General features: G+C 42.3%; 24 protein-coding genes and 1 pseudogene. 17 read left to right on the top strand and 8 right to left on the bottom strand.

The genetic code is table 11. The features are described 5' to 3' along the window. Nucleotides 1–1,126 precede the first annotated feature (1,126 nt). Both AC622_RS11490 and AC622_RS11485 read right to left on the bottom strand, forming a co-directional pair. Entirely contained in the window at nucleotides 1,127–1,768 is a 642-nt protein-coding gene (locus AC622_RS11490; RefSeq protein ID WP_049671187.1) for a 3-oxoacid CoA-transferase subunit B, read from the bottom strand. After that, the gene (locus AC622_RS11485) at nucleotides 1,765–2,451 is read right to left on the bottom strand and encodes a CoA transferase subunit A (RefSeq protein WP_049671186.1); all 687 of its coding nucleotides are present in this window, start codon (nucleotides 2,449–2,451) and stop codon (nucleotides 1,765–1,767) included. The genes AC622_RS11490 and AC622_RS11485 overlap by 4 nt, the downstream gene beginning before the upstream one ends. A 262-nt stretch (nucleotides 2,452–2,713) precedes the next feature. Here AC622_RS11485 and araB point away from each other — a divergent pair, with 262 nt between their 5' ends. The 5 genes from araB (at nucleotide 2,714) to AC622_RS11460 (ending at nucleotide 8,227) form a co-directional block, all read left to right on the top strand. Beyond that, complete coding sequence (gene araB, locus AC622_RS11480) at nucleotides 2,714–4,399, top strand: ribulokinase (protein WP_049671185.1); 1,686 nt, start codon at nucleotides 2,714–2,716, stop codon at nucleotides 4,397–4,399. A gap of 29 nt (nucleotides 4,400–4,428) precedes the next feature. Next, the gene (araD, locus tag AC622_RS11475) at nucleotides 4,429–5,136 is read left to right on the top strand and encodes an L-ribulose-5-phosphate 4-epimerase (protein WP_049671184.1); all 708 of its coding nucleotides are present in this window, start codon (nucleotides 4,429–4,431) and stop codon (nucleotides 5,134–5,136) included. A gap of 27 nt (nucleotides 5,137–5,163) precedes the next feature. Continuing rightward, nucleotides 5,164–6,648, top strand: a complete 1,485-nt coding sequence (gene araA / locus AC622_RS11470) for an L-arabinose isomerase (protein ID WP_049671183.1) — start codon at nucleotides 5,164–5,166, stop codon at nucleotides 6,646–6,648. A 207-nt stretch (nucleotides 6,649–6,855) separates the two neighbouring features. Further along, nucleotides 6,856–7,062, top strand: a complete 207-nt coding sequence (locus AC622_RS11465) for a hypothetical protein (protein WP_049671182.1) — start codon at nucleotides 6,856–6,858, stop codon at nucleotides 7,060–7,062. A 145-nt stretch (nucleotides 7,063–7,207) separates the two neighbouring features. Then, nucleotides 7,208–8,227: a serine hydrolase domain-containing protein gene (locus AC622_RS11460; RefSeq protein WP_049671181.1), complete on the top strand. Its 1,020-nt coding sequence runs from the start codon at nucleotides 7,208–7,210 to the stop codon at nucleotides 8,225–8,227. 189 nt (nucleotides 8,228–8,416) lie between these two features. On the opposite strand, the gene AC622_RS11455 is transcribed toward AC622_RS11460, so the two are convergent. Then, complete coding sequence (locus AC622_RS11455) at nucleotides 8,417–8,659, bottom strand: PspC domain-containing protein (protein ID WP_049671180.1); 243 nt, start codon at nucleotides 8,657–8,659, stop codon at nucleotides 8,417–8,419. 329 nt (nucleotides 8,660–8,988) lie between these two features. Between AC622_RS11455 and AC622_RS11450 the strand changes: the two genes are divergently transcribed. After that, on the top strand, nucleotides 8,989–9,504 hold the full coding sequence (locus tag AC622_RS11450) for a VanZ family protein (RefSeq protein WP_049671179.1): 516 nt from the start codon (nucleotides 8,989–8,991) through the stop codon (nucleotides 9,502–9,504). A gap of 291 nt (nucleotides 9,505–9,795) precedes the next feature. Further along, entirely contained in the window at nucleotides 9,796–10,473 is a 678-nt protein-coding gene (locus AC622_RS11445; protein ID WP_049671178.1) for a DUF1919 domain-containing protein, read from the top strand. A gap of 36 nt (nucleotides 10,474–10,509) precedes the next feature. Here the strand turns inward: AC622_RS11445 and AC622_RS11440 are convergent, their stop codons facing one another. Further along, the gene (locus AC622_RS11440; protein ID WP_049671177.1) at nucleotides 10,510–10,806 is read right to left on the bottom strand and encodes a hypothetical protein; all 297 of its coding nucleotides are present in this window, start codon (nucleotides 10,804–10,806) and stop codon (nucleotides 10,510–10,512) included. Between the two features lie 180 nt (nucleotides 10,807–10,986). On the opposite strand from AC622_RS11440, the gene AC622_RS11435 reads away from it, so the two are divergent. The 9 genes from AC622_RS11435 (at nucleotide 10,987) to AC622_RS11405 (ending at nucleotide 17,082) form a co-directional block, all read left to right on the top strand. Further along, nucleotides 10,987–11,787 (top strand): hypothetical protein, encoded by an 801-nt coding sequence (locus tag AC622_RS11435; RefSeq protein WP_049671176.1) that lies wholly within the window; start codon nucleotides 10,987–10,989, stop codon nucleotides 11,785–11,787. Between the two features lie 24 nt (nucleotides 11,788–11,811). Beyond that, nucleotides 11,812–12,891: a toxic anion resistance protein gene (locus tag AC622_RS11430; RefSeq protein WP_049671175.1), complete on the top strand. Its 1,080-nt coding sequence runs from the start codon at nucleotides 11,812–11,814 to the stop codon at nucleotides 12,889–12,891. Nucleotides 12,892–12,905: 14 nt separating this feature from the next. After that, nucleotides 12,906–13,274 (top strand): hypothetical protein, encoded by a 369-nt coding sequence (locus AC622_RS11425; RefSeq protein ID WP_049671174.1) that lies wholly within the window; start codon nucleotides 12,906–12,908, stop codon nucleotides 13,272–13,274. A 136-nt stretch (nucleotides 13,275–13,410) separates the two neighbouring features. Beyond that, on the top strand, nucleotides 13,411–14,205 hold the full coding sequence (locus AC622_RS11420) for a hypothetical protein (RefSeq protein WP_049671173.1): 795 nt from the start codon (nucleotides 13,411–13,413) through the stop codon (nucleotides 14,203–14,205). Nucleotides 14,206–14,248: 43 nt separating this feature from the next. After that, nucleotides 14,249–14,698, top strand: a complete 450-nt coding sequence (locus tag AC622_RS11415) for an NUDIX hydrolase (RefSeq protein WP_331456709.1) — start codon at nucleotides 14,249–14,251, stop codon at nucleotides 14,696–14,698. Between the two features lie 35 nt (nucleotides 14,699–14,733). Beyond that, nucleotides 14,734–14,859 carry a hypothetical protein gene (locus AC622_RS21545; RefSeq protein ID WP_269431785.1) on the top strand — a complete coding sequence of 42 codons (126 nt, stop codon included), beginning with the start codon at nucleotides 14,734–14,736 and terminating at the stop codon, nucleotides 14,857–14,859. A 12-nt stretch (nucleotides 14,860–14,871) separates the two neighbouring features. Beyond that, the gene (locus AC622_RS21540) at nucleotides 14,872–15,021 is read left to right on the top strand and encodes a hypothetical protein (RefSeq protein ID WP_442853818.1); all 150 of its coding nucleotides are present in this window, start codon (nucleotides 14,872–14,874) and stop codon (nucleotides 15,019–15,021) included. Between the two features lie 65 nt (nucleotides 15,022–15,086). Further along, a complete protein-coding gene (locus AC622_RS11410; RefSeq protein WP_049671172.1) occupies nucleotides 15,087–16,343 on the top strand; it encodes a hypothetical protein in 1,257 nt (418 codons plus the stop codon). 169 nt (nucleotides 16,344–16,512) lie between these two features. Next, nucleotides 16,513–17,082: a hypothetical protein gene (locus AC622_RS11405; protein WP_049671171.1), complete on the top strand. Its 570-nt coding sequence runs from the start codon at nucleotides 16,513–16,515 to the stop codon at nucleotides 17,080–17,082. Between the two features lie 57 nt (nucleotides 17,083–17,139). Here AC622_RS11405 and AC622_RS11400 read toward each other — a convergent pair. Then, nucleotides 17,140–17,964 (bottom strand): annotated as a pseudogene (locus tag AC622_RS11400) (IS110 family transposase); the annotation flags it as partial. A 404-nt stretch (nucleotides 17,965–18,368) separates the two neighbouring features. Then, complete coding sequence (locus AC622_RS11395; protein ID WP_049671170.1) at nucleotides 18,369–18,809, bottom strand: cell wall hydrolase; 441 nt, start codon at nucleotides 18,807–18,809, stop codon at nucleotides 18,369–18,371. Nucleotides 18,810–19,257: 448 nt separating this feature from the next. Between AC622_RS11395 and AC622_RS11390 the strand changes: the two genes are divergently transcribed. Further along, complete coding sequence (locus AC622_RS11390; protein ID WP_053103752.1) at nucleotides 19,258–20,142, top strand: ATP phosphoribosyltransferase regulatory subunit; 885 nt, start codon at nucleotides 19,258–19,260, stop codon at nucleotides 20,140–20,142. Between the two features lie 204 nt (nucleotides 20,143–20,346). On the opposite strand, the gene AC622_RS11385 is transcribed toward AC622_RS11390, so the two are convergent. Both AC622_RS11385 and AC622_RS11380 read right to left on the bottom strand, forming a co-directional pair. Further along, entirely contained in the window at nucleotides 20,347–21,339 is a 993-nt protein-coding gene (locus tag AC622_RS11385) for a DUF4179 domain-containing protein (RefSeq protein ID WP_049671169.1), read from the bottom strand. Next, a complete protein-coding gene (locus tag AC622_RS11380) occupies nucleotides 21,317–21,844 on the bottom strand; it encodes a sigma-70 family RNA polymerase sigma factor (RefSeq protein ID WP_049671168.1) in 528 nt (175 codons plus the stop codon). Before AC622_RS11380 ends, AC622_RS11385 begins: the two co-directional genes overlap by 23 nt. Between the last annotated feature and the right edge of the window lie 166 nt (nucleotides 21,845–22,010).

Genomic DNA, 22,010 nt, shown 5'->3' with positions numbered 1-22,010 from the left:
CGTTCCCATTCCGAACACGGAAGTTAAGCTCTTCAGCGCCGATGGTAGTTGGGGCTCACGCCCCTGTGAGAGTAGGACGTTGCCGGGCAAGCAGAAACCAGTTCAGTAGTGAACTGGTTTTTTTGTGTTTTATATTTTCCCGAAAGAGAATATAAAAGTTGATGAAGCCTATCCGATCTGGCAGCAGGCATCTCCGATTGGGGAGAAGCAAGGAGGTCAAGGAGGCAAGTGAGGGAAGCACGGAATGTACGATGTACATGAGTACTGAGCGAGCGCGGCCGACGCCGAAATCCGCCGCTTATCGCCGGTCGGGTTCCGAACACGGAAATTAAGCTCGCGCGCCGATGGTAGTTGGGGCTCACGCCCCTGTGAGAGTAGGACGTTGCCGGGCAAGCAGAAACCTGTTCAGTAGTGAACTGGTTTTTTTGTGTTTTATATTTTCCCGAAAGAGAATATAAAAGTTGATGAAGCCTATCCGAACTGGCAGCAGGCATCTCCGATTGAGGAGAAGCAAGGAGATCCAGAAGGCAAGTGAGAGAAGCCCGGAATGTACGGTGTACGCACTGGACTGAACGAGTCCGGCCGACGTCGAGGTCCGCCGCTTATCGCCGTTCGGGTTCCGAACACGGAAGTTAAGCTCTTCAGCGCCGATGGTAGTTGGGGCAGCGCGTCCCCTGTGAGAGTAGGATGTTGCCGGGCAAGCGAAAACAGTTCAGTAGTGAGCTGGTTTTTTTTGTTTTCAGGGCATCATGGAGTTGCAGGAATATTAAAATGGCGTCCTAGAGGGTTATATTTAAAAGATTATTAAGAAAAAAGGCAAAATATCTTCTAAAAACACATTGATTTGAAGGGCGAATTCCTCCTCTTTAAGGGCGATGTATCATGGTTTAAGGGCGAACAGGTAATTTTAATGGCGGAAAACTAAGGTTATGGGCGAAGCATTTAGCCTATGGGCGATAAGAATATGGTATGGGCTTTATGGGTGTAACCTCTGGAGATGAAAAATACTACCCCCATTTCATGCGCAGGTATCAGATAAAAAATTCTCACCACCTAAATATCGGATGAAGCAAAAAAGCCAGATCCCATTCAAAATGAGCTCCAGCTTAACCTAGATTTAAGTCCTTCATAAATCACTGACAAAGTCCGCTTCTGTCCGCTCCCGCACCATCTCCAAGCTGGCCCCTGGCATCAGCTCTACCAAGTGGAGGCTGCCTTCGCTGACTTTGAACACCGCCAAATCTGTCACAATCAAATCCACACTCCGCCGCCCGCTGAGGGGATAGCTGCACGCCTTGACGATTTTACTGGCCCCATTCTTTGCTGTATGAGTCATCGTGACAATGACGGACTTAGCCCCCGCCAGCAAATCCATGGCACCGCCGACACCCAATATGCTTTGACCCGGAACAGCCCAGTTGGCAATTCGTCCACTTTGGTCGACCTGCAAGGCGCCTAATACAGCAGCATCGACATGGCCGCCTCGAATCATTCCAAAAGAATCGGCACTATGAAAGAAGCTTGACCCAATTCCTTGTCCGACGGGGAGTTTCCCGGCATTGACTAAATTTGGATCCACTTCCTCCGCCGCTGCTTTCGTGACCCCTAATAAGCCGTTCTCTGTATGTAGACAAACAGCAGTATCTTCACCTATGTATTCAGCCACAAGGGTGGGGATACCGATCCCAAGGTTTACAATTCTGCTTCCTGCCAGGGCTTTGGCTGCCCGTTTAGCAATAAGGCGGGAGGATTGATTCGGCTGGCTCATCGGATAACGACTCCTTCCTTCGTCAGAATATAGCGTGCTTCTATGATGGCATCAACATAGAGGTGAGGGGTAATGATGGATTCGGGGTCCAATTGTCCGGCAGGGACGATTTCATCCACCTCTGCTATGACGTATTTGGCGGCAGTCGCCATGACAGGATTGAAATTACGGGCGGTTTTGTAATAGGTCAGGTTTCCGAGTGTGTCAGCCTTATGGGCTCGGATAAAGGCGATGTCACCGCGCAGTGCTTTTTCGAAAATATAAGACTTGCCGTCAATGATGCGTTCTTCTTTGCCTTCAGCGAGCTTCGTGCCAACCGCCGTTGGAGTGAAATAACCACCCAGCCCTGCACCGCCTGCTCGGATCGATTCAGATAAGGTGCCCTGTGGGAGGAGCTCGATCTCTAGTTGGCCTTTGAGGTATTTATCACCGACATCGCGATTACTGGTGAAATAAGAGCCGATGGCTTTTGTGATTTTGTTTTGATTAAGAACAATCCCCAATCCTCTGCCAGATTCGCCGAGATTATTACTGATGACGGTCAGGCTGTTAACGTCTGTTTTGGTCAGTTCATCAATCAAGGTTAGTGGTGCGCCAATTAGCCCGAAGCCTCCGACAAGGATTGTATGCCCGGATTGTAAGGGGTGGAGGGCTTCTTTGGCATTTGATTTTAATTTAGACATAGCATAACTCCTTTCTCTTAATCTATATGCAGGCCGATTGAAAATAAGCAATAACAAACTTGTATGTATAAGTTATGACGTGAATTTCATAAAAATTATAAGAAAATACATATTTATCTTGAAAAATTGTTCATTAATGCTAAAATTTAGATGTGGTTATACGGATAACTTGGAATATATTTGTTTGTTCAATCGTAGAATACGAGAGTTAACAGGTTTGCTTGTACGGATAATTTTTAATTGAAGGGGAGCTGGAGAACAGATGGCTAAATATGCAATTGGGGTAGATTACGGGACTCAGTCAGGAAGAGCGGTGTTGGTGGAAATCGGAACAGGTCGCGAAGTGGCGACTTCTGTGAAAGCGTATTCACACGGTGTAATGGATGAATTTTTGCCGGATGGCGTGACGCGCCTGGAACATGATTGGGCCTTACAGCATCCAGCAGACTATTTAGAGGTATTGGGAAGCACGATTCCAGCTGTGCTGAACCAAGCTGGCATTTCAGCTGAGGACGTCATTGGGATTGGGATTGATTTTACCGCCTGTACGGTATTACCGATTGATGAGAACAGAAACCCTCTATGCTTTGCGGATAAATACAAAAACAACCCGCATGCCTACGTCAAGCTATGGAAGCATCATGCAGCACAGGAGGAAGCGAACCGCTTGAATGAAATCGCGGATGAACGCGGGGATGCCTTCCTGCAGCGTTATGGCGGTAAGATTTCCTCAGAATGGCTGTTCCCTAAGCTATGGCAGATTGCCAATGAGGCGCCAGATGTATATGAAGAAATGGACCAATTCGTGGAAGCGGCAGACTGGGTTGTCTCTCAGCTGACAGGTGCATTAAAGCGAAACAGCTGTACAGCTGGATACAAGGCCATCTGGCATAAGCAAGACGGCTATCCGGCAAAGGACTTCTTCAAGGCGCTTGATGAGCGACTGGAGAATGTGGTGGAGGAGAAATTGTCTCGGGATATTTATGCGATTGGCGAGAAGGCCGGGGAGCTGACAGACTGGGCGGCCGAGCTGACAGGGTTGAAGCCGGGCACAGCCGTTGCCATTGCTAATGTGGATGCCCATGTTGCCGCGCCTGCTGTTGGAATCACAGAGCCAGGCAAGCTTCTCATGATCATGGGAACGTCCACATGCCATATCCTCCTTGGGGAGGAGGAAAAAATGGTTCCGGGCATGTGCGGAGTCGTGGAGGACGGTGTCATTGCAGGATTCATGGGCTATGAGGCCGGGCAATCCTGCGTGGGCGACCACTTCGAATGGTTCACGGAAAATTGCGTACCAAAGGCCTGCCAGGAGGAAGCAGAAAAACTTGGCATGAACATTCATCAATATTTAACGGATAAAGCCGGCAAGCTGGCAGTTGGTGAAAGCGGTTTATTAGCGCTTGACTGGTGGAACGGAAATCGTTCAACGTTGGTGGATGTGGATTTGACTGGTGTCCTGCTTGGTGCGACCTTGCAGACGAAGCCAGAGGAAATCTATCGTGCGTTGATTGAGGCAACGGCTTATGGAACAAGAACCATCGTTGAAGCGTTCCGAAACAGCGGGGTTCCTATTCATGAGGTATATGCATGCGGAGGCATTGCTGAGAAGAATGCTCTGATGATGCAAATCTATGCAGATGTACTGGATATGGAGATTCGCATCTCCGCCTCCTCACAAACGCCGGCGCTAGGTTCTGCCATGTTTGGAGCGGTTGCAGCCGGCAAGGAGCGCGGCGGATATGATGACATTAAAGAGGCAGCCAAGGAAATGGCCCGGTTAAAGGATGTTGTCTATCGTCCAAATAAGGAGGATGCAGCTGTATACAAGCAGCTATTTGCGGAGTACACGCGCCTCTATGATTATTTTGGCCGCGGGGAAAACAACGTCATGAAGCAATTAAAAGCCATTAAAAAGGCGAGCCGAAAACCGATCGCAGCCGTTTAAGAGAATCAGAGGGGAAGGGAGAGCTGTTCATGCTAGATTCATTGAAGGAGCAAGTGCTTAAGGCGAATCTCTTATTGCCTGAGTACAAGATGGTGACATTTACATGGGGAAATGTGAGCGGGATTGACCGGGAGGAAGGATTGGTCGTCATCAAGCCGAGCGGGGTGCCATATGAGGAGCTGAAGGCAGATGACCTGGTTGTCGTCGATTTGGATGGAGAAGTGATAGAAGGGAGCCTGCGGCCGTCATCTGATACTGCGACACATTTGGCGCTCTACAAAGCTTTCAGTGAGATTGGCGGCATCGTACATACCCACTCGCCATGGGCGACAAGCTGGGCTCAGGCAGCACGTCCGATTCCGCCTCTTGGGACAACCCATGCGGATTATTATTATGGGGAAATTCCTTGCACCCGCATATTGACTGAGCAGGAAATCACGAGCGGCTATGAGCTTGAGACAGGAAATGTCATCATCGAGACGTTCCGAAACAAAGGGCTTGATCCTGTCGCCATGCCAGGTGTACTCGTTTCAGGACATGCACCATTTGCATGGGGGAAGGATGCGATGCAGGCTGTTCATAATGCGGTCGTGCTCGAGGAAGTGGCGAAGATGGCGCTGCAGACCTATCAATTAAACCCGAATGCACAGCCAATCGATCAGTATTTACTGGATAAGCATTACTTGCGCAAGCATGGAAAGAACGCCTATTACGGGCAGAAGGCAGCAAGGAACTAATAATGACATTGATGGGGGAATGAGACTATGTTAACAGTGAAGCCTTATGAATTTTGGTTTGTGACCGGCAGTCAAAACTTGTACGGAGAAGAGACATTAAAAGAGGTAGAAGCGAACACAAAGAAAATCGTTGAATCGCTCGATGAGGATTCTGTTTTATCCTACCGCCTAGTCTTCAAGGATGTCGTGAAGGAGGCAGATTCGATCAGACGATTGGCGCTTGAGGCGAATGCAGATGAGAATTGTGCTGGAATTGTGACCTGGATGCACACCTTCAGCCCGGCAAAAATGTGGATTGCGGGTCTTGCTTCGCTGCAAAAGCCGCTTCTCCATCTTCACACACAGTTTAATCGGGATATCCCATGGAACGGGATTGATATGGACTTCATGAACACCAATCAGTCCGCACATGGCGACCGTGAATTCGGCTTCATGGGCAGCCGCCTGCAAATCAAGCGCAAGGTCGTTGTCGGTCATTGGGATAGTGAAGAAGTGAAAACAAAGATTGGCAGCTGGATGAGAACAGCTGTTGCCTTCTCAGAGAGCAAGCAATTGAAGGTGGCTCGCTTCGGCGACAATATGCGTAATGTAGCCGTGACAGAGGGAGACAAGATTGAGGCGCAAATCAAGCTTGGCTGGACAGTTGACGGCTATGGAATCGGGGACTTGGTTGACAGCATGAATCAAGTGACCGAGGAGCAGCTGGATGACGTTATGAAGGAATATGAGGAAACATACAGCATCGTTCCAGAAGGACAAAGCGAAGGGTTCATCAGAGATTCCATTCGATATCAGGCAAAGATTGAGCTTGGATTGAAATCCTTCCTTGAAAAAGGAGGCTATACGGCCTTCACGACAACATTTGAAGACCTGCATGGCATGAAACAGCTGCCCGGGCTTGCTGTACAAAGATTGATGGAGCAGGGCTACGGATTTGCTGGTGAAGGGGATTGGAAAACAGCAGCGCTCGTTCGTCTTGGGAAGATCATTGCTGATGGGGAGGATACATCCTTCATGGAGGATTATACGTATCATTTCGAGCCAGGCAATGAGATGGTCCTTGGGGCACATATGCTTGAAGTGTGTCCGACCATTGCGGCGACCAAGCCGACGATTGCTGTACATCCGCTTGGGATTGGCGGCAAAGAAGACCCAGCCAGGATGATCTTCAACGGGAAGAGCGGATCAGCCTTGAATTCCTCCATCGTGGACCTTGGTCATCGCTTCCGCCTCATCGTCAACGAAGTGGATGCAATCGAGCCTGAGATTGACATGCCGAACCTGCCAGTCGCCCGTATCCTCTGGCGTCCGCAGCCTTCCTTAAATGAAGGGGCAGAAAACTGGATCCTTGCCGGAGGGGCCCATCACACACTATTTTCCTATAAAGTCACGACTGAACAGCTGCGTGACTTTGCGGAGTTAATAGGAATAGAATGTGTCGTCATTAATCAGGAGACGAATAAGCATGCATTTGTGAATGAATTGAGATGGAATGATGTGGTTTATAAATAATGATATATAGGAAGGACGCAGTGATGCACGCTCATCACTGCGTTTTTTCATGATAAAAGCGGCGTAAGGTATCACTCATTATGAGCGTTCCATCGATAAGAAATGAATCCATCGTCCTGCATAATCAAGGAGGAAGAACCTCCATGAGTCTGGAATAATATAGTAAGAACGTCTCTATATGCATAAAAGGAAGTGGCTAGTGCTCGCATGAAAACCAATCATAAGATCTATAAAGGGTGTTTCCAGTATCCAGTTTTATTTTTTACATTTACTACGATGTACCAATGGCTTGTTCATGAACATATTAGATGGATTGAGAACACAGGCATTAGTATCATGATGGTCTTTGTCTATATGTTTATCAATTGGGTTGACATTCCGTATAAGTGGAAGAAAAAGGCCAAGGTAGATTAGGTATAGGTGAAGCTTCTCTTAGAGAGCGGCTTTTTTAGGGCGACAGGAGCAATTAGTGTGGAATTTCCCCTTAAGAGAGAAGGGTTATGCCTGAGTGGAGAAGAGCGGGTGAAATGCGAGTCGAATAAGAAACAGGGGGTCTATGATGGCTAATGCCTATATAGATATAAATGAACGAATGAAGCATAATCATGTAGCTGGTTTAAGTATGTCTGTCATCCATCGTGGTCATATTGTACAGGTTGATCATTATGGTCTATTAGAAATAGGAACCAATAAAAAGGTGGACAGTAACGCTATTTTCAATGCTTGTTCAATCAGTAAGTTTCTAACGGCCTTCTTAGTAATGAGATTAACAGAACAAGGCATGCTGGATTTAGATGAAGACGTCAACCATCGGCTGACATCGTGGAAAATCCCAGATAATCCTTTTACCGCCAATAAAAAAGTGACATTGAGAAGCTTGCTTAGTCATCAATCTGGCATTGTCGATCCACCGGATAGTTTTGGGGCAATTGATTCCAATGAGGAGATTCCTTCAATGGTTAATCTATTATCTGGAAGGACGTCTTATTGTAAGGAACCTATAGAAGTAAAGTACGAACCAGAGAGTGATTTTCAATACTCGGATGCAGGCTTTTGCCTTATACAGCAATTGATAGAGGATGTGATAGGAGAGCCTTTTGAAAGAGTCATGGAGAAGCTGATTTTCCGTCCGTTGAAGATGATGAATAGTACATATACACCAATTAAATTAGGAGAAAATATCGCTTGTGGACATACGAAAGATGGGAGTTTAGTCGATCGCAAATACCCCATATACCCTTATCCTGCAGCGGCTGGATTATGGACAACTTCTTCAGATTTAGCGCTGTTAGTCATAGATGTAATGAGCGCTCTAAAGAAGGAAAGTAAAGTGGGCATTTCAGCGAATCAAGTAAACGAAATGATAACCCCACAAGGCTGTAAGGAATGGACAGGATTAGGGGTTTTTCTTGATGGGGAGGAAGTTTCATCATTAGGCTGGGGAGTGGGATTTCAATGCATGTTAGTGGCGTATCCTCGATTGGGAAGCGGGTTAATCATCATGACAAATACGGATCAAGGCGTTCATCAATTAGAAGGGATTATTGGTGAGGTCTATCATTCACATAGCTTTGAATGATTAGGTTATGGAAGGATGATGTGCCATTTTAAATGAAAAGTAGCGACAGCGTAGCTTACATGAGACACTAATGTAGAATAGAAGTGCTTCACTCTTTATCCTAAATAATAAAAAATGAAGACTGTCAAAATGACAGTCTTTTCTTGTGTGGATGAAATGGCAAAGCAAAAAAAGGCTAACTCAAGAGAATTAGTCCTTTGATTGCTCCTCAGGTTCTGTTAAATCTGCAGGGCTTCGATGATCTTCTTCGGGAATAAGGAACATGGCACATATATACAAAATAAGACAAGGAATAATGGCGGTCAACAAGGCCAATAGGACAAATCCTAATCGAACGATAACTGCATCTATTTTTAGATAGTCAGATAATCCGCCGCATACGCCTGATAAGACGATATTCGTTCTGGACCTGTACAGTTTCTTGTTATCCATCTAACACCTCCAGCTGAATATTGGGGAAATACTTCGAAATGCAGAAAGGTCAAGCGAGCAAATGTTGCTCATGTTTATTACTCCAGTATATTCAGGAATCCAAAAATTCATTACCTAAGGAGGAAGCAGGAAAGTGATAAAAATATTCATGATACTCGTGATTGTTGTTTATTGGTTAGATGAAAGACTGGAATATTCATATCCAATGCTTGACTCAGCTGCTGCTGCTCCTATTCATTGACAAAAAAGTGTACGAACTATATAGTGCATTTATCAGGTGTATTATGCGTGTAATACACCGTTATGGAGAAACGGAGGATGAACCTAATATGAGTAAAACAAAAGGAAATCAGCACCCATTAACGATGGGTTTGTTCGTTATTTATTTGCTCGCTTTGATATGGATTATATTATTTAAAATGTCTTTATCGCTTCAGGAGTTACCTGAGTTTAGAGGGATGAACTTCATTTCTTTTGGCGGGTCCGTTATAACGAATGATCGACTGGATCTTAGTGAGATTATCAATAATATAGTCATTTTTGTGCCGTTTGGCATTTATTTATGTATGGTCAAGCCAGAATGGAGATTGATCAAGAACCTCATTCTTATCGCTGCTGTCAGTTTTTCATTTGAAATCATTCAGTTTATTTTTGCGATAGGCGGAACCGATATAACGGATCTTTTAGGGAATACATTGGGCGGCGTAATTGGGATAGGTATTTATTCCTTGCTGTATAAATGGATAACGAAAAGGAATACGAATAAAATACTGACGATACTCGCACTAATCGGTACGATTTGTTTTATAGCCCATTTTGGATTGTTGTTTGTCGCTAATCATTAATGGGTTTTCCCAAGAATGGCATGTATCCGTTTAGAGGGGGTAATGGAATAAAGGTATAGCCGCTTCCTATATAGGTGGCGGCTTTTTTATACAGCGTCCTTACTTTTCCAATATTCCCACGAAAAACAGGGTATGTATATTTTATGGGGATACCGTTTTTATTGTATAATAAATATATAAGATTCGATATTTTCAGATTATTCATTGAGCTAGTTTGGTAAATGGTAAACAGGTTGTGCATGAAATGCATAGTATATGGTAAGAAGATGCTACGGAGAAGAGGTGGTTCAGATGGCTAAGAGTATGAAAGGGTTCTTTCATAAAGCCTCGAGTGCACTTTTTCATTCCCGTTTAAGAAATGAAGTGACGAACCAGGATTTTACGATTGTATCTAATAATGAATGGGGAGAGAAAGTCTATCGAGATTTAGGGATGGAGTACAAGAGCCCGTTTATTGGGATGTATATTTATGCGCCGGATTATATACGCCTTTTAGAGAATTTCCAGTATTATATGAGTCAGCGGCTGAAGTTTACCCTGCACTCGAAATACGGGTGGCGTGAGGAGAATTATCCGATTGGACTATTGGGCGGGGATATTGAGATTCATTTTATCAAATACCGGTACAGGCAGGAAGCGTTAGAGAAGTGGAATGAACGGGTTGACCGGATGAATTGGGATAACCTATTCATTAAGATGAGTGATCAGTATCATTGCACGGAGGAATGCATTAAGCGGTTTGATGCGCTGCCTTTTGAGAATAAGGTTTGCTTTACGGCAAAGCCGTTAGGGCATTTGGATAGTGTCGTTTACTTCAGCGAACAAAAGGTCGCGACAGATCTTGAGAACGAGCTGGGGGACTATCATAAATATTTTGATTTAGCTGAATGGCTGAATCACGGAAAGGTTGTCAAGAAAATCCCGCATGAGAATAATCCGTTTTGGCATTATGAGCGAACGTCCTTTTGAATGAAAGCCCATGCAACTCGGAGCATGGGCTTTCATTTAGTCATTGGACAAGTCGTCTGATTCCATCCATTCCAGTAATTTTTTATGCGGGAAGTATGTATTTCCATTTAGGACAATATGCGGAATGGCTGGATACTTGGCAATGAATGCATCAACATCCTCTTTTTTAATGCCTATGTAATAATGTAAATCCTTTTTCTTGATCATGAGAGGCTCTTCGTCATCGAAGGAATCACCCCATGGATTCCCTGAGCCCCTAAAATTACGCAGGCCTTCACCAATGAAATACCCTAATGCGGCAAGGCCGAGGCCAATCCAGAAAAAATCGTTCATTCATTTGCCTCCCTTTAGTAGTTGTTCTACTCTAATCGTACTATATCCGTTCTTCTATTTCGATGACAAGTTTTTGCCTAACCTTCAATACGAAAGTCTTTCCAGTGATATTTTGAAACCAATGCTCTGTTTGAACGTATAGATAGTATGATAAAATAGCCTTAGAAAGGGGTGACTCTGATGTTTTATGTTATCCTTCTCGGTTTGGTCGGAGCTACGACGGCCGTATTGCTTCAGGACGCTAAATCGGGTGAGCCAAAGCAGGACCGAATCGCGAATGTCATGAAAAAACTAGTGAAAAAGAGTGAAAAAGATCAATTTGTGTGTACGCAGCTTGATGACCGGTATGCGCATTATGTATATGAGTCCGGACCAAATGCGATTAATGTGCTGGCAGGTCCTGATTATATAACAATCAGCGCCCAAAGGCAGAAAACCCATCAGCCTTTGCTGGATGTCCGTTTTGACACGAGAACACGTCTATTTACGGAGAAAACCATTTCTGAAAGCATCGTGAAAAATGCAAAAGACCGGGAGCATATTGAACAGTTCCTGAAATGGGCCATTGTTAACTTCCAGCCGGAGAAAGCGACAAAGGTTTATTTAGACAATAATGACTTTACCTCCTTGATTGATGAGCTGGAAGAAGCGAGAAAGGCGAATCGCCTAACATCGCCAATCGATCATGCCTTTACCCAAATCATTCCCGGACTAGCCTATCTGCTTGAGCATTTTGATGAGATTGCGGATGTTGACTATCAATATCAAGTGAAAGAAACGATTATCAGGGATCTTCGCAAGCTCTTGGATGATTTCGCTGAGCTTGAGCGGAAGCAGCAGGAGAAATTCGAGCACGATACGTTAAATCGCCTGATCACGGTTCAAGAGCGGATTACCCAGATTCGCCGGCATATTGATACATCGAGAGAATTTGATTTGAAGAAGACGTTATCAACCATTGATGAACGATATGATCAATAATCTAGAATCAGAGGAGTAGAAGGAATGAGTGAACAAACACGAGATATGGATGAATTAGTGATTGAATCCGTCATCAAGCCAGAGGATATGGCAAAGCTGAATGATGAAGCGAATGATGTCGTCCAAAAGATTAATGATACCGATTCTTCTCAGGTGGACGCCATTCTTGAGCAGCTTAATAATTTCGGCGGCAATGAACAGCGTCTTGCCGGGGAATCCTTAAACAGCCTTCGCCGTCCGGTGAAGGATATGATGGATAATGATGACAGCCACGGGATTCCGGATAATTTACTCAAGCTTCGTGAAGCGGTGAATGAATTAAACCCGAATTCGTTGGAGGCAAAGGGCTTAGCAAAGATTATGCCAAAGTTCATGCGCAGGAAGTCCACGGATAAATATGTGGCGAAATATCAATCCGTCGAAAAGAACATTGACGAGATTGTCCAATCCCTGCTTCGCGGACGCGATATGCTCCAAGAAGACAATGCGGAGCTTGAAGTCATCAAAAAGGATGTCCATGACAAGATCTATTTGCTTGAGAAGCAAATCTTCATGGGCAAGAACCTCTTCCAAATGATAGAGGATAAACGGAACGAGCCTGATTGGCAAGGAAAGACACAAATTGTCAATGAAGCACAGGAGAAAATCATTGTCCGGACGAAAAACATGAGCTCAATGGTGAACGTGCTTCAGCAATCACTTGCTTCCGTTGATATCATCAAGAAGAACAATGACAAGCTGAAGGAAGCCATCCGCAATGCGATTGATACGACCAAGAACTTGGCGCCGGTCACATCAGCGATTCATTTGGCCCTTCAAAACCAACAAAAAATCATCACAGCCATCAATGATGTGAATGAGGCAACCGAAAACATGATCATGGCCAATGCGCAAATGCTCAAGGACAATACGGAGAAGACAACGAAACTGCTCGAGAACCCATCCGTCTCCTTGGAGAAGCTGCAAAAGGCCTACCAAGATATTTACTCGGCGATTGAAACACAAGAGGCTTCCAGCCGAAGAATCATTTCAAGCAGCAAGGAATTTGTCGCAAAACTCGATGACATGAACAGAGAAATGCGTACCAAGCTGCTTAACCAATAAGGGGGCACAGCTCCATGAAATATGTCAAATACTCACTAATGCTGCTAGGGTGTTATTTCACCCTCATCTTTATCGGCACGATTCCTGTCATGTTCTATAAGAACTGGGCTATGTTTATGGCCTCCTACAGCATCATGGTGCTAAGCATCACCATTTTAATGCTCGGCCTGTTCTTCCTGAACATCAAGGAAAGCCATCAACTAAAGTTGCGGATGTTTGTTATACACACATTCGCTTATCTGCTGTTCCATTTCAACTTTTATGATTATGCCCATTACAGCTCACTCGTGTTCATCTATCCGATTGCCACAATCGCGACACTAGTGGCCTATAATAAGCATTTTCAAAAGCATAACGGCAATGTGAAGAAGATTTATTATTAGAAGGAAAACGTATTCGATTTTGATTCGGATACGTTTTTTTATTTGGGGTTGGTCAGGTTATTGCGCAGAATGTTCGTTACAGTAAATGGTATAATTAGGTTGATTATGTAAAAACAGCTAATAAGGGAGGGCAATCATGAGAATAACATGGAGGAATCTAGGAATCTATCTACTAAATAAACTCGCAGCACTTGGTTCATTAGTGTTGTTTATGTGTATCTATCTGATTTTAGCGAGCGGATTTGATTTATATGAGTTTACGGAAGCGCTGTCAGATTTAACATTATGGGGGCTGATAGGCGGATATGCTTTAATCGTGACAATGCTGATTGATTTCGTGACCTATAAGTGGATAAGGGTCACATTCCAAACAAGTATTCTTTTGCATGCTTTAGCGGGATTCATCTTTTTTTTGCCTGTCTACGGAATGAATATTTTTTCAGTGATTGCTGGAAGTATCGGGGCATTATGTGCCTGTATCTATGCTTTTAGCTACGCTATTATTAGAAAAAGACGTATTGGATGGGTTCTGCTTCTCATGTTTCCTTTGCTGCTATCGATAAGATTAATCGATTTTACGATAAAGGAAGGCTGGACCGAAGAAAGGACGAATTCATCATTTTCAGCGGAGTTTGAGCGTTTCAATGGAAGAAATGAGATTCCCATTTCATTAAAAAAGGGTGAAGAAATAACGTGTTATTTATCTATTAAGCAAAGCAATGAAGGAGGACATGGATTTCTCGTTTTGGACCCTAAAGGGAAGGCTGTAGGGATGGAAATGATAGAAGAACAAGCGGATACATATGAGGAATATACGAACATTCAATCAGATGTCTTTCAATTCCAGGCAGAATCAGAAGGTACATATCGATTAATTGTCAGAGGGCATGATTTGGAAGGGAAAATAGAGGTCAATTGGGAAATTGATTAACGTCAACCCATAAAAGGATTTTGTTAAAGGTGGATAGAGTCTGGTGGAAATTCTTACTTTTGGCTGCATAGAAGAGAATAAGGAATACATAAGAAGACCAGCCGTTTACGGCATCGTTTTTAATGAACAGAAGGATCAAATCGCCATCATTCAAACAGGTGATGGGAACTGTTTTCTTCCTGGAGGAGGAATCGAATATAAGGAAACGCATGAGGAGTGTATGAAAAGGGAAGCGTTAGAGGAAATGGGGATGGCGATTGAGTTGGGTCCGTTTTTAGGCTGTGCTCAAAGATACTTCTATTCGACCAATGAGTATAAGTACTATCTGAGTGAAGGATTTTTTTATATAGGTGAATTAGGTAAGCGAGTATGTGAACCTACAGAAGAGGATAACTTCCTCATATGGGTTAACCCAGTTGATGCGATTGATCATTTGTTTCATGAACATCAAGCTTGGGCGGTTAAGGAAGCATTAAAAACTTTTGGATGTTGAAGGAGACGGACATTGTACTTGAAGGGTGAGTATAGATGGGAGAGGCGCTCGACGAACGAATACGGTTAGTAAGTATCTCTATCAATCATGGTCGAAATGGCGTGAAGAAAATCAGGCAGAGGGGGCAATGCGGAGTGACAGCATTGATGGTAAATAAATAATTAGGAGGAGACATAAAGAAAACGTATCTAAATGATGGATGGCATTATGATAACTTTATTGATGGAAAGCGGCATGATTTCACCGCTTCTCCATTTTATAGAAGAGATTGTTTATACGGATATCCCTTTAACAAGATTAGCAGTGTTTATGGATACGAATGAAAGGCAGTCTATTTAATTCAAACAAAGCTTTTTAAGGAATGGTATGGCTATATAAGGAGATGGCGATGGATAAGAGAATTGAAGATTTAATTGAATTAACCAAAGGCAAGTATGGCTTAGATCGCTACTATTTACATAATTGGGATCTTTACCGCAGCATAACCATTTTTAATAAAACGGAATATATACTGAGTATGGAATGGTTTCCTAATCATTTGAAGGAGTGGAATGATGAGGACTATAGCCCAAAGGGGACAGCAAGCATTGAAATAGACATTCATTCAAAAAAGACCCGCAGCGTCATTTTTGTTGGGGGAGTATCCTATGCGGAGAAGATAAGGTTTGATGTAAATGAGAAGAAAGAAATCATTCGGTGGATGGAGAAGGAAACAGGCTTGAACTATGGAGAGCAATTTGAAATCTGGAAGGAGGAAGAGCGAGAGATTCATTTCAAGGAATATATAAATGGCTTTGACGTATCTCCTTCAGGCTATATGGAATGTCATTTTGACGAAGAAGGGAGACTTACGTTCTTTTCTGTTATAGGCGAGTTTCATTTGGAGAATCTCGTGCATGAAGAAACCTATACCCTTACACTTGAGCAGGTTGAGAGTTTGGCTCGTGAACAATTGAGGTTAATCGAACTCCCGAATATGGAGGAAGATAGGATTGTTCCAGCCTATCTCATCGAAGAAATATGGATAAAAAATGATGGTTTGCACACCTTGCCTTTTGAAGGATTAGAGAAATCTCGATGGGAGATGAATACAGTCATAGAGTGGAATCAAACTATCTCACCCCCTTTTCAAAGAAAAAAGATCACGCTGACTGAGGGGGTCACACCAGACCAAGCATTCCAATGCGAACCACACCCTGGTTTGGATTCCATCACGGATGAAGAAAGACAAAAATGTATGGCTGCTATACGTGAATTTCTAAGCCAAGAGTATGCAAAGGATTCTGGGAAATGGATAGTAAAATCGCTGTACCGAGATAATGGCTATATTCAGGCAGCCATTCATTTAGTAGAACAGAAAGAGCGTGTGTTTAAAAGAAAACTAAAGGTATTCATTGACCGGAATACCTATAAAGCAGTGAATTACCTCGATAATAAATGGTTATTTCATGAGTATATGGATTTAAGAGAGTCAGAGGAAATAAAGATTACATATGAGCAAGCATTTGAGAAAATCAAACCCTTCCTAGAGCTGACTCCCTGTTATGTTTATGATGTCGAGCAAGGCGGCTATATCTTATGTGGCAAATTGGATTGTCATTATGAAGTAAATGCCCATACAGGGAATGTAAAGCCAATAGATTAGCAGATAGACAACCGTATTCGAATTTCGTTTGGATACGGTTTTTCATTTGGGAATGGGTGTAAGACTGCGTATTAAAAACAATCAACGTTTGTGAAATAAAGAGCAAAGGGTAGAAGGATAGTATAGACATGGGGCATCTTGTGGAAGGATTTGAAGGGAGGCGATACAGATGGTACAGATTAAAAAGGCAGGTTTGTTAACCCTTTCTGCAAGCTTAATACTGACTGGCTGTATGGCTAGTGCAAAGGATGATCATGAAGAAGGTGATAAGCAGCAGCATAAACAGGATTACATTGATATGCGGGACGTGGAAAGGGAAGTCGCTGAAATGCAGCCGAAATTGATTGCAAAGGCTTATGAGGAAAAATGGGAGCAGGAAGCGAAGGAACAGGCAGAAAAAGAAGCGAAGGCAAGAGCCGAGGCCGAGGAGAAGGAAAAAGCGGCACAAGAAGAGGCCGAAGAACAGGAACAAGCTGCGCAAGCCGAGGAAGAAGTAGAGCAGGAGCAAAGCGAACAAGAAGCGAACGATCCGGCTTCTATGACACCTGTTGAAAAAGCACAGTGGGAAAATGCCACATTTGCAGATGTGCATGAACGGGCAAACTATTTGCAGGCACATCCAAATCACTTTAATAATATCGTTTCAGATGCAGACAACGAAGCTTATCTAAATGCACTTGATGACCGTTTGCAAACAAGCGGTGAAATGCAAATGGAGTTTATATTGAACGGACAATAGATTGATTCAAAGGGGGAGCTTTCCCCCCTTTTTCTTAGGCTGTTTTCGTAAACATTTAATCTTATATTCTTCTATTTCATTTGCCAGGGATACCATTTGGCTCTCCAATTCCGAAAGGTGTCCTTGGTAATGAAATAGGATGTCTATATACATATTAAGATTGATGAGATGGCTTTGATACATCACCTTTTGAAAAGGATTTTAAGAAGCTGAATGGATTAATTTCCTTGCTTTTTCTCTTGCCCACTGAAGAGAACGAGTTGGACAATGGCCTTTTATTCGTTCTGTTAGGTCCTCTTCATCCGTCTCTAGAATCTTCTCCGATGTTGGATATTCCTTTAATATCGATAAAGATACTTTCGAAAAAAGATCTCCAAATACTTTTCGGAAATCAGGAAAAATCTGGTCTAAAATCGTATGAAATTGCAATTTTGCTTCTACATACATATTCGTCACGATTTCCTGTTGTCTAGATAGATTACGAAGGTTCAACAGCTGAATTCCCCTCATTTTATAAGGTTCAAAATCCTCTTTGTAATAAAGGGTACATAACTGATAGGCATCAAAGGCATCTGTTTTTACCTTTCTTAAACTTGATTTCTTCGCTTGATGAGAAATGATTGGATTCAACAGGATATAAAGCACATCATTTTCATCTAAGCATTGAATAATAGGAGTATGATAATGTCCCGTTGATTCTAATATGACCACTGGCATCTTACCTGTCATTGATTTAATTTCTCCTAAGAAACTTACAAGCCCATCTAATTCTTCACGATTATGCTTGATTGAAAAACTCTTTCCATAAGGCTTTCCTTTATCTAAAAAAGCCTGTACTTCACTTACTTCTTTAGCTACGTCTATACTCACAACTGGGTTCATTCTTTCTCCTCCTCTTGCGTATTCACCAGTAACCCCTATACCTCCAAGTAGTATTATATCTTCGCTTGTTATACGAGGTCGAAGTCCCAACCAGCCTCAAACATATTTCTACAAGTAGGGGGGTGAATAGTTTAGCTGACGGGATAAATGTCCCACGCCCCCGTATGTTCTACCCTGGCTACTGATAGATTAAATCCATATAAAAAAAGTTCAACCAGAAAGTTCTGGCTGAACTATATAATACGAAACCCTTGTTAATTTAAGTGCAATATTTTACAATATTGAATCCTTGGATAAATTTCTATGCTACCAACCAGAACCTACGACTAAAAATGTTTTATTCGTACCATTAAAAAGGCAAAATTTTAATAAAATTCCAGAATTAATAATAGCTCCTAGACAACCTAATCTGAATAAACACTTTCACAAGTATTAGCTGCTGGTTCATAAAAACAATGATTTTTATATTGACCACTAAAAGGTTGATCGTACCACGTTGGAGGACAGGGAGCATATGGATTAAAATACCAAAGGGCATATTTCGCTGGTTGATCTCTCCAATAATCCAAATTCTGTTTTGCTAACCTTTTTTCTTGAGGCCTCGCCCTTTGGTAAAATAGATTTCCTTTTTGAACAGCTTCAAAAGAATAATTTCCTCCTTGTACTTGATAAACGACTTGTTCAATCGTTCTTACATCCTTAAAGTCTAAACAATTCGCTACAGCACGATTAACCACTACATTGCCAACATATAACATCCCTTGTTGACCTTCACCCTCGGCTTCTGCCCTCATTAACCTCGCCATTAAATCAATATCTGATTCTCGGTATTGAACTCTTGGCATTTTTTCACCCCAAATATATAGTATGAAAAAAAGCCTACATTGATGTCATTGTTTATAAAAAAAACGCTTAGTTTTTAATGCTTACAATACCTTTATTCAACTATCCTGCTCTGTTGTTGAAGAAGCTAACCCTATTTAGTCGTTTTTATCTAGAAGCAACAATCTGTACGAAAACAGCCTTTTCTTAAGAGCTATAATGCCAACTCTTGAGCCATGCATCATTTCTTGAATAGATAATAGACAAATGGAATCGGCATAATTATCATAAAAGATATATCCAATATTAGGGAAAAGGAGGCTGGTTTTATCGTCATACTAAAAAAAACAGCTGAAATGAACTATTATCGGCTGGGCATGAATCTTTGGAAGGATTCATGTCTTATTTGGTGAATTTAGAATAGAGGAGTGAGGGTTTTTGAACTGAACCCTGAATAGTAGACACATCAAAATGAAGTGGACCCTGTTTGGTGTTTTTCCTGTTCTCATTCTGGAAAACCTCGAGCTAGATGTCATCATCCAATACAATAATCGCAAGCTCTTAGCAGGGATGCTTCGTGGATTTGGTGTGGAAAGGGAAAAAATCAATCCAGTCATTCTCATCTTAGATAAACTTGAAAAAGTGGGCCTTAATGCTGTGGTTTCTGAGCTGCATGAACAAGGCTTATCAGATTCCACTATTTCATTGCTGGAGAGATTTCTATTAGAGGCTAAGAATGTTAGCTGTTTTGAATCATTTGCTCCCGGGAATGAAGAGGTGAGGGAAGGACTAAAGGAACTAAATGAGTTAGAATCCTTTCTATCCATACTAGGTATCAATCAACAATGTGTCTTCAATCCCTTCCTTGCGCGTGGCTTAGAGATCTATACCGGCACAATCTATGAAATATTCTTAACGAATCAATCTATCAAATCGAGTATTGGAAGCGGGGGCAGATATGATCAGGCGATAGGCGGGTTGATTGGCACAGGTGAAAACTATTCAACGGTTGGAATTTCATTTGGTTTGGATGTGATTTATACGGCCATTAGCTCAATAACGGGACCTTCAGACAGCAAATCTGATGTGGATTATTACATCATTCCATTAGGTACGCTAAAGGAATCGTTGTTAGTAGCAAACGCTTTGCGGGAGAAGGGCTTTAAGGTGGAGCTTGAGATGAGCAACAAAAAGATGAGTAAGGCTCTAAAGAAGGCAAACAAAGAGAGAATATCTACGGTAATCCTTATCGGGGAAGAGGAGGTAAGGAATAATCAAATCAAAGTGAAGGATATGACCTCTGGGCTTGAGATAAATGAGGATTTTTCGTTTAATGCATCCTCTATAGATAACTAATAGGAGAGCAACGGCATCCCTGGGCTACTGCGCTTAATTCAAAGGGCAGTTTTCTTGTCTTGAAGTTTGTTCCTTTTGGACATAAAGGGGAAACAGCCGAAATTGTGAGACCGCTAAATGGAATGGTTTCTTCGTATAACTGGGGCATTTGAAAGATAAAAATTCAAAAAGCGTGCGATAGATTATTCTATGCACGCCTTTTATTTATGGAAGATCTATTTTTATTGGTTCCACAGGTGAATGAGTTTCATCATATGACGGCCATACCGTCAAGGTTGTATTTTCTAGTCGGTCTGGAATTACTAATCTTCTAATAATGGTTGTTCTATCCCCATCTGTTATTTGATCGATCTTCCCATCACTTGTTCCTCCCAAAGGTATATGTGCAGTACTGTCAACATTCAGCATTCTAACGGAGGAATCTAATTCTCCCTTTGGATAAGTGACACTATAAATGATAGCAGTAGAAGCTTTACCAGTTATGACAGATGCCACTTTAAATACTATATCACCCTCAGGATTCGTGCTTTCTTTGTTGTCAAACACGTATTTCTCGATTTGGTTTTGTTGCACAGGTACATCAAATTGCCAATTGCCTTTTTTCGTTCCTATTTCTTCAAAGGAAACAGGAATGGTATCATTCTTGGGTAAATCCTTATATGGATAAACAATACGAATATGCCCTGTATAGCCATCTTTCGTTTTTGTCAAAGTTGTTAGTTCCTTTGTCTCATCAGCTAGCGGGTCACCATTAAAAATTTCATATAATGCATAATAATAGCCATCTTTCTCCTGGAGATTCCCTTTTACATCAAAGGTAATGCCAATTAGATATCCGTCATAGTAAGCACTTGTTAACGCAATATCCACACCGTTGCTTGTATAGGTCTGATTGAGCTCCTTCACTAGATTTTGCTTTTCTAAGCTCCTTCCAACCATATCGTTAAAGTTTGCATACAAACCTCCGATTATAGGTGCATCCGCCAGCACTTTTGAAAAAGAAGGGACGATTAAGCTGGAAGACATCAGGATTACCGCAGCAACAGTTGACATAATCCAAGCCTTTAGACGAGGTTTTCTTTTATTGGGATGGTGTTCTTCCTCTGCGCGGCTAATTCCCAGCTTGATTGATTGCAAAACCTCTTCCTTTGGTACGTCAACTTCGTTAACTTTATTAGAGAACGTGTTTTTGTCCATCAAAATAGCTCCCTCCCAATAACTTTCGTAATAGTTTTTTTCCACGGCTCAAATATGTTTTGATGGTATTCTCAGGTGTCTCTAGAACTTTAGAAATTTCCTTTAAACTCATATCGTAATAATAGAAAAGGATTATACTCATCCGATGCTTTTCTGGCAATTTCCCTATTGCTTCTGTAAGGTCCATCTTTTCCTCATTTTGTTCTCTCGGTATGGCCAATTGATCTTCCAAAGGAAACACTTTTTTTCGTTTCCGCTGGACATCATACGCACAGTGAATGAGAATTCTTGTTATCCAAGTTAAGAAAAATTCCTCGTTTTTTAATTGCCTTATAGAGGAGAATGCCTTATAAGCCGTCTCTTGTACGATATCGAGAGCATCATCTCGATTTCCAACATACAGATACGCTGTTCTATATAAGCGATCACTATGTACAATTAATAATTGTTCAAAGGCCTCGGAATCACCTTGAATCGCTTTTCTGATTAACATTAATTCATCCAACTTTTTCCCCTCCTTTTACTCATTAGAGATGATTATATGGCAAAAAGTTTCAACTTTTTTAAATATACTATTTTGTCGTTACAGATGATAGGTGAGTATAGGTAGAATGAAGGCAGATTATTATATTGAATTATTGTATGGAAGGGTACTTACACAAACAGATGCA

The organism is Bacillus sp. FJAT-27916 (assembly GCF_001183965.1).
Lineage (GTDB): Bacteria > Bacillota > Bacilli > Bacillales > Pradoshiaceae > Pradoshia.
This window is presented reverse-complemented; position numbering and strand designations above follow the sequence as displayed.

Coding starts and splice junctions, on each gene's coding strand:
- AC622_RS11450 (WP_049671179.1), top strand. CDS start 8,989: ATGAGTAAAACAAAAGGAAATCAGCACCCATTAACGATGGGTTTGTTC.
- AC622_RS21545 (WP_269431785.1), top strand. CDS start 14,734: ATGGGAGAGGCGCTCGACGAACGAATACGGTTAGTAAGTATCTCTATC.
- AC622_RS11445 (WP_049671178.1), top strand. CDS start 9,796: ATGGCTAAGAGTATGAAAGGGTTCTTTCATAAAGCCTCGAGTGCACTT.
- AC622_RS11435 (WP_049671176.1), top strand. CDS start 10,987: ATGTTTTATGTTATCCTTCTCGGTTTGGTCGGAGCTACGACGGCCGTA.
- AC622_RS11405 (WP_049671171.1), top strand. CDS start 16,513: ATGGTACAGATTAAAAAGGCAGGTTTGTTAACCCTTTCTGCAAGCTTA.
- AC622_RS11430 (WP_049671175.1), top strand. CDS start 11,812: ATGAGTGAACAAACACGAGATATGGATGAATTAGTGATTGAATCCGTC.
- AC622_RS11390 (WP_053103752.1), top strand. CDS start 19,258: ATGAAGTGGACCCTGTTTGGTGTTTTTCCTGTTCTCATTCTGGAAAAC.
- AC622_RS11385 (WP_049671169.1), bottom strand. CDS start 21,339: ATGGACAAAAACACGTTCTCTAATAAAGTTAACGAAGTTGACGTACCA.
- AC622_RS11485 (WP_049671186.1), bottom strand. CDS start 2,451: ATGTCTAAATTAAAATCAAATGCCAAAGAAGCCCTCCACCCCTTACAA.
- AC622_RS11465 (WP_049671182.1), top strand. CDS start 6,856: ATGAAAACCAATCATAAGATCTATAAAGGGTGTTTCCAGTATCCAGTT.
- AC622_RS11395 (WP_049671170.1), bottom strand. CDS start 18,809: ATGCCAAGAGTTCAATACCGAGAATCAGATATTGATTTAATGGCGAGG.
- araB (WP_049671185.1), top strand. CDS start 2,714: ATGGCTAAATATGCAATTGGGGTAGATTACGGGACTCAGTCAGGAAGA.
- araA (WP_049671183.1), top strand. CDS start 5,164: ATGTTAACAGTGAAGCCTTATGAATTTTGGTTTGTGACCGGCAGTCAA.
- AC622_RS11420 (WP_049671173.1), top strand. CDS start 13,411: ATGAGAATAACATGGAGGAATCTAGGAATCTATCTACTAAATAAACTC.
- AC622_RS11490 (WP_049671187.1), bottom strand. CDS start 1,768: ATGAGCCAGCCGAATCAATCCTCCCGCCTTATTGCTAAACGGGCAGCC.
- araD (WP_049671184.1), top strand. CDS start 4,429: ATGCTAGATTCATTGAAGGAGCAAGTGCTTAAGGCGAATCTCTTATTG.
- AC622_RS11455 (WP_049671180.1), bottom strand. CDS start 8,659: ATGGATAACAAGAAACTGTACAGGTCCAGAACGAATATCGTCTTATCA.
- AC622_RS11460 (WP_049671181.1), top strand. CDS start 7,208: ATGGCTAATGCCTATATAGATATAAATGAACGAATGAAGCATAATCAT.
- AC622_RS11425 (WP_049671174.1), top strand. CDS start 12,906: ATGAAATATGTCAAATACTCACTAATGCTGCTAGGGTGTTATTTCACC.
- AC622_RS11410 (WP_049671172.1), top strand. CDS start 15,087: ATGGATAAGAGAATTGAAGATTTAATTGAATTAACCAAAGGCAAGTAT.
- AC622_RS11440 (WP_049671177.1), bottom strand. CDS start 10,806: ATGAACGATTTTTTCTGGATTGGCCTCGGCCTTGCCGCATTAGGGTAT.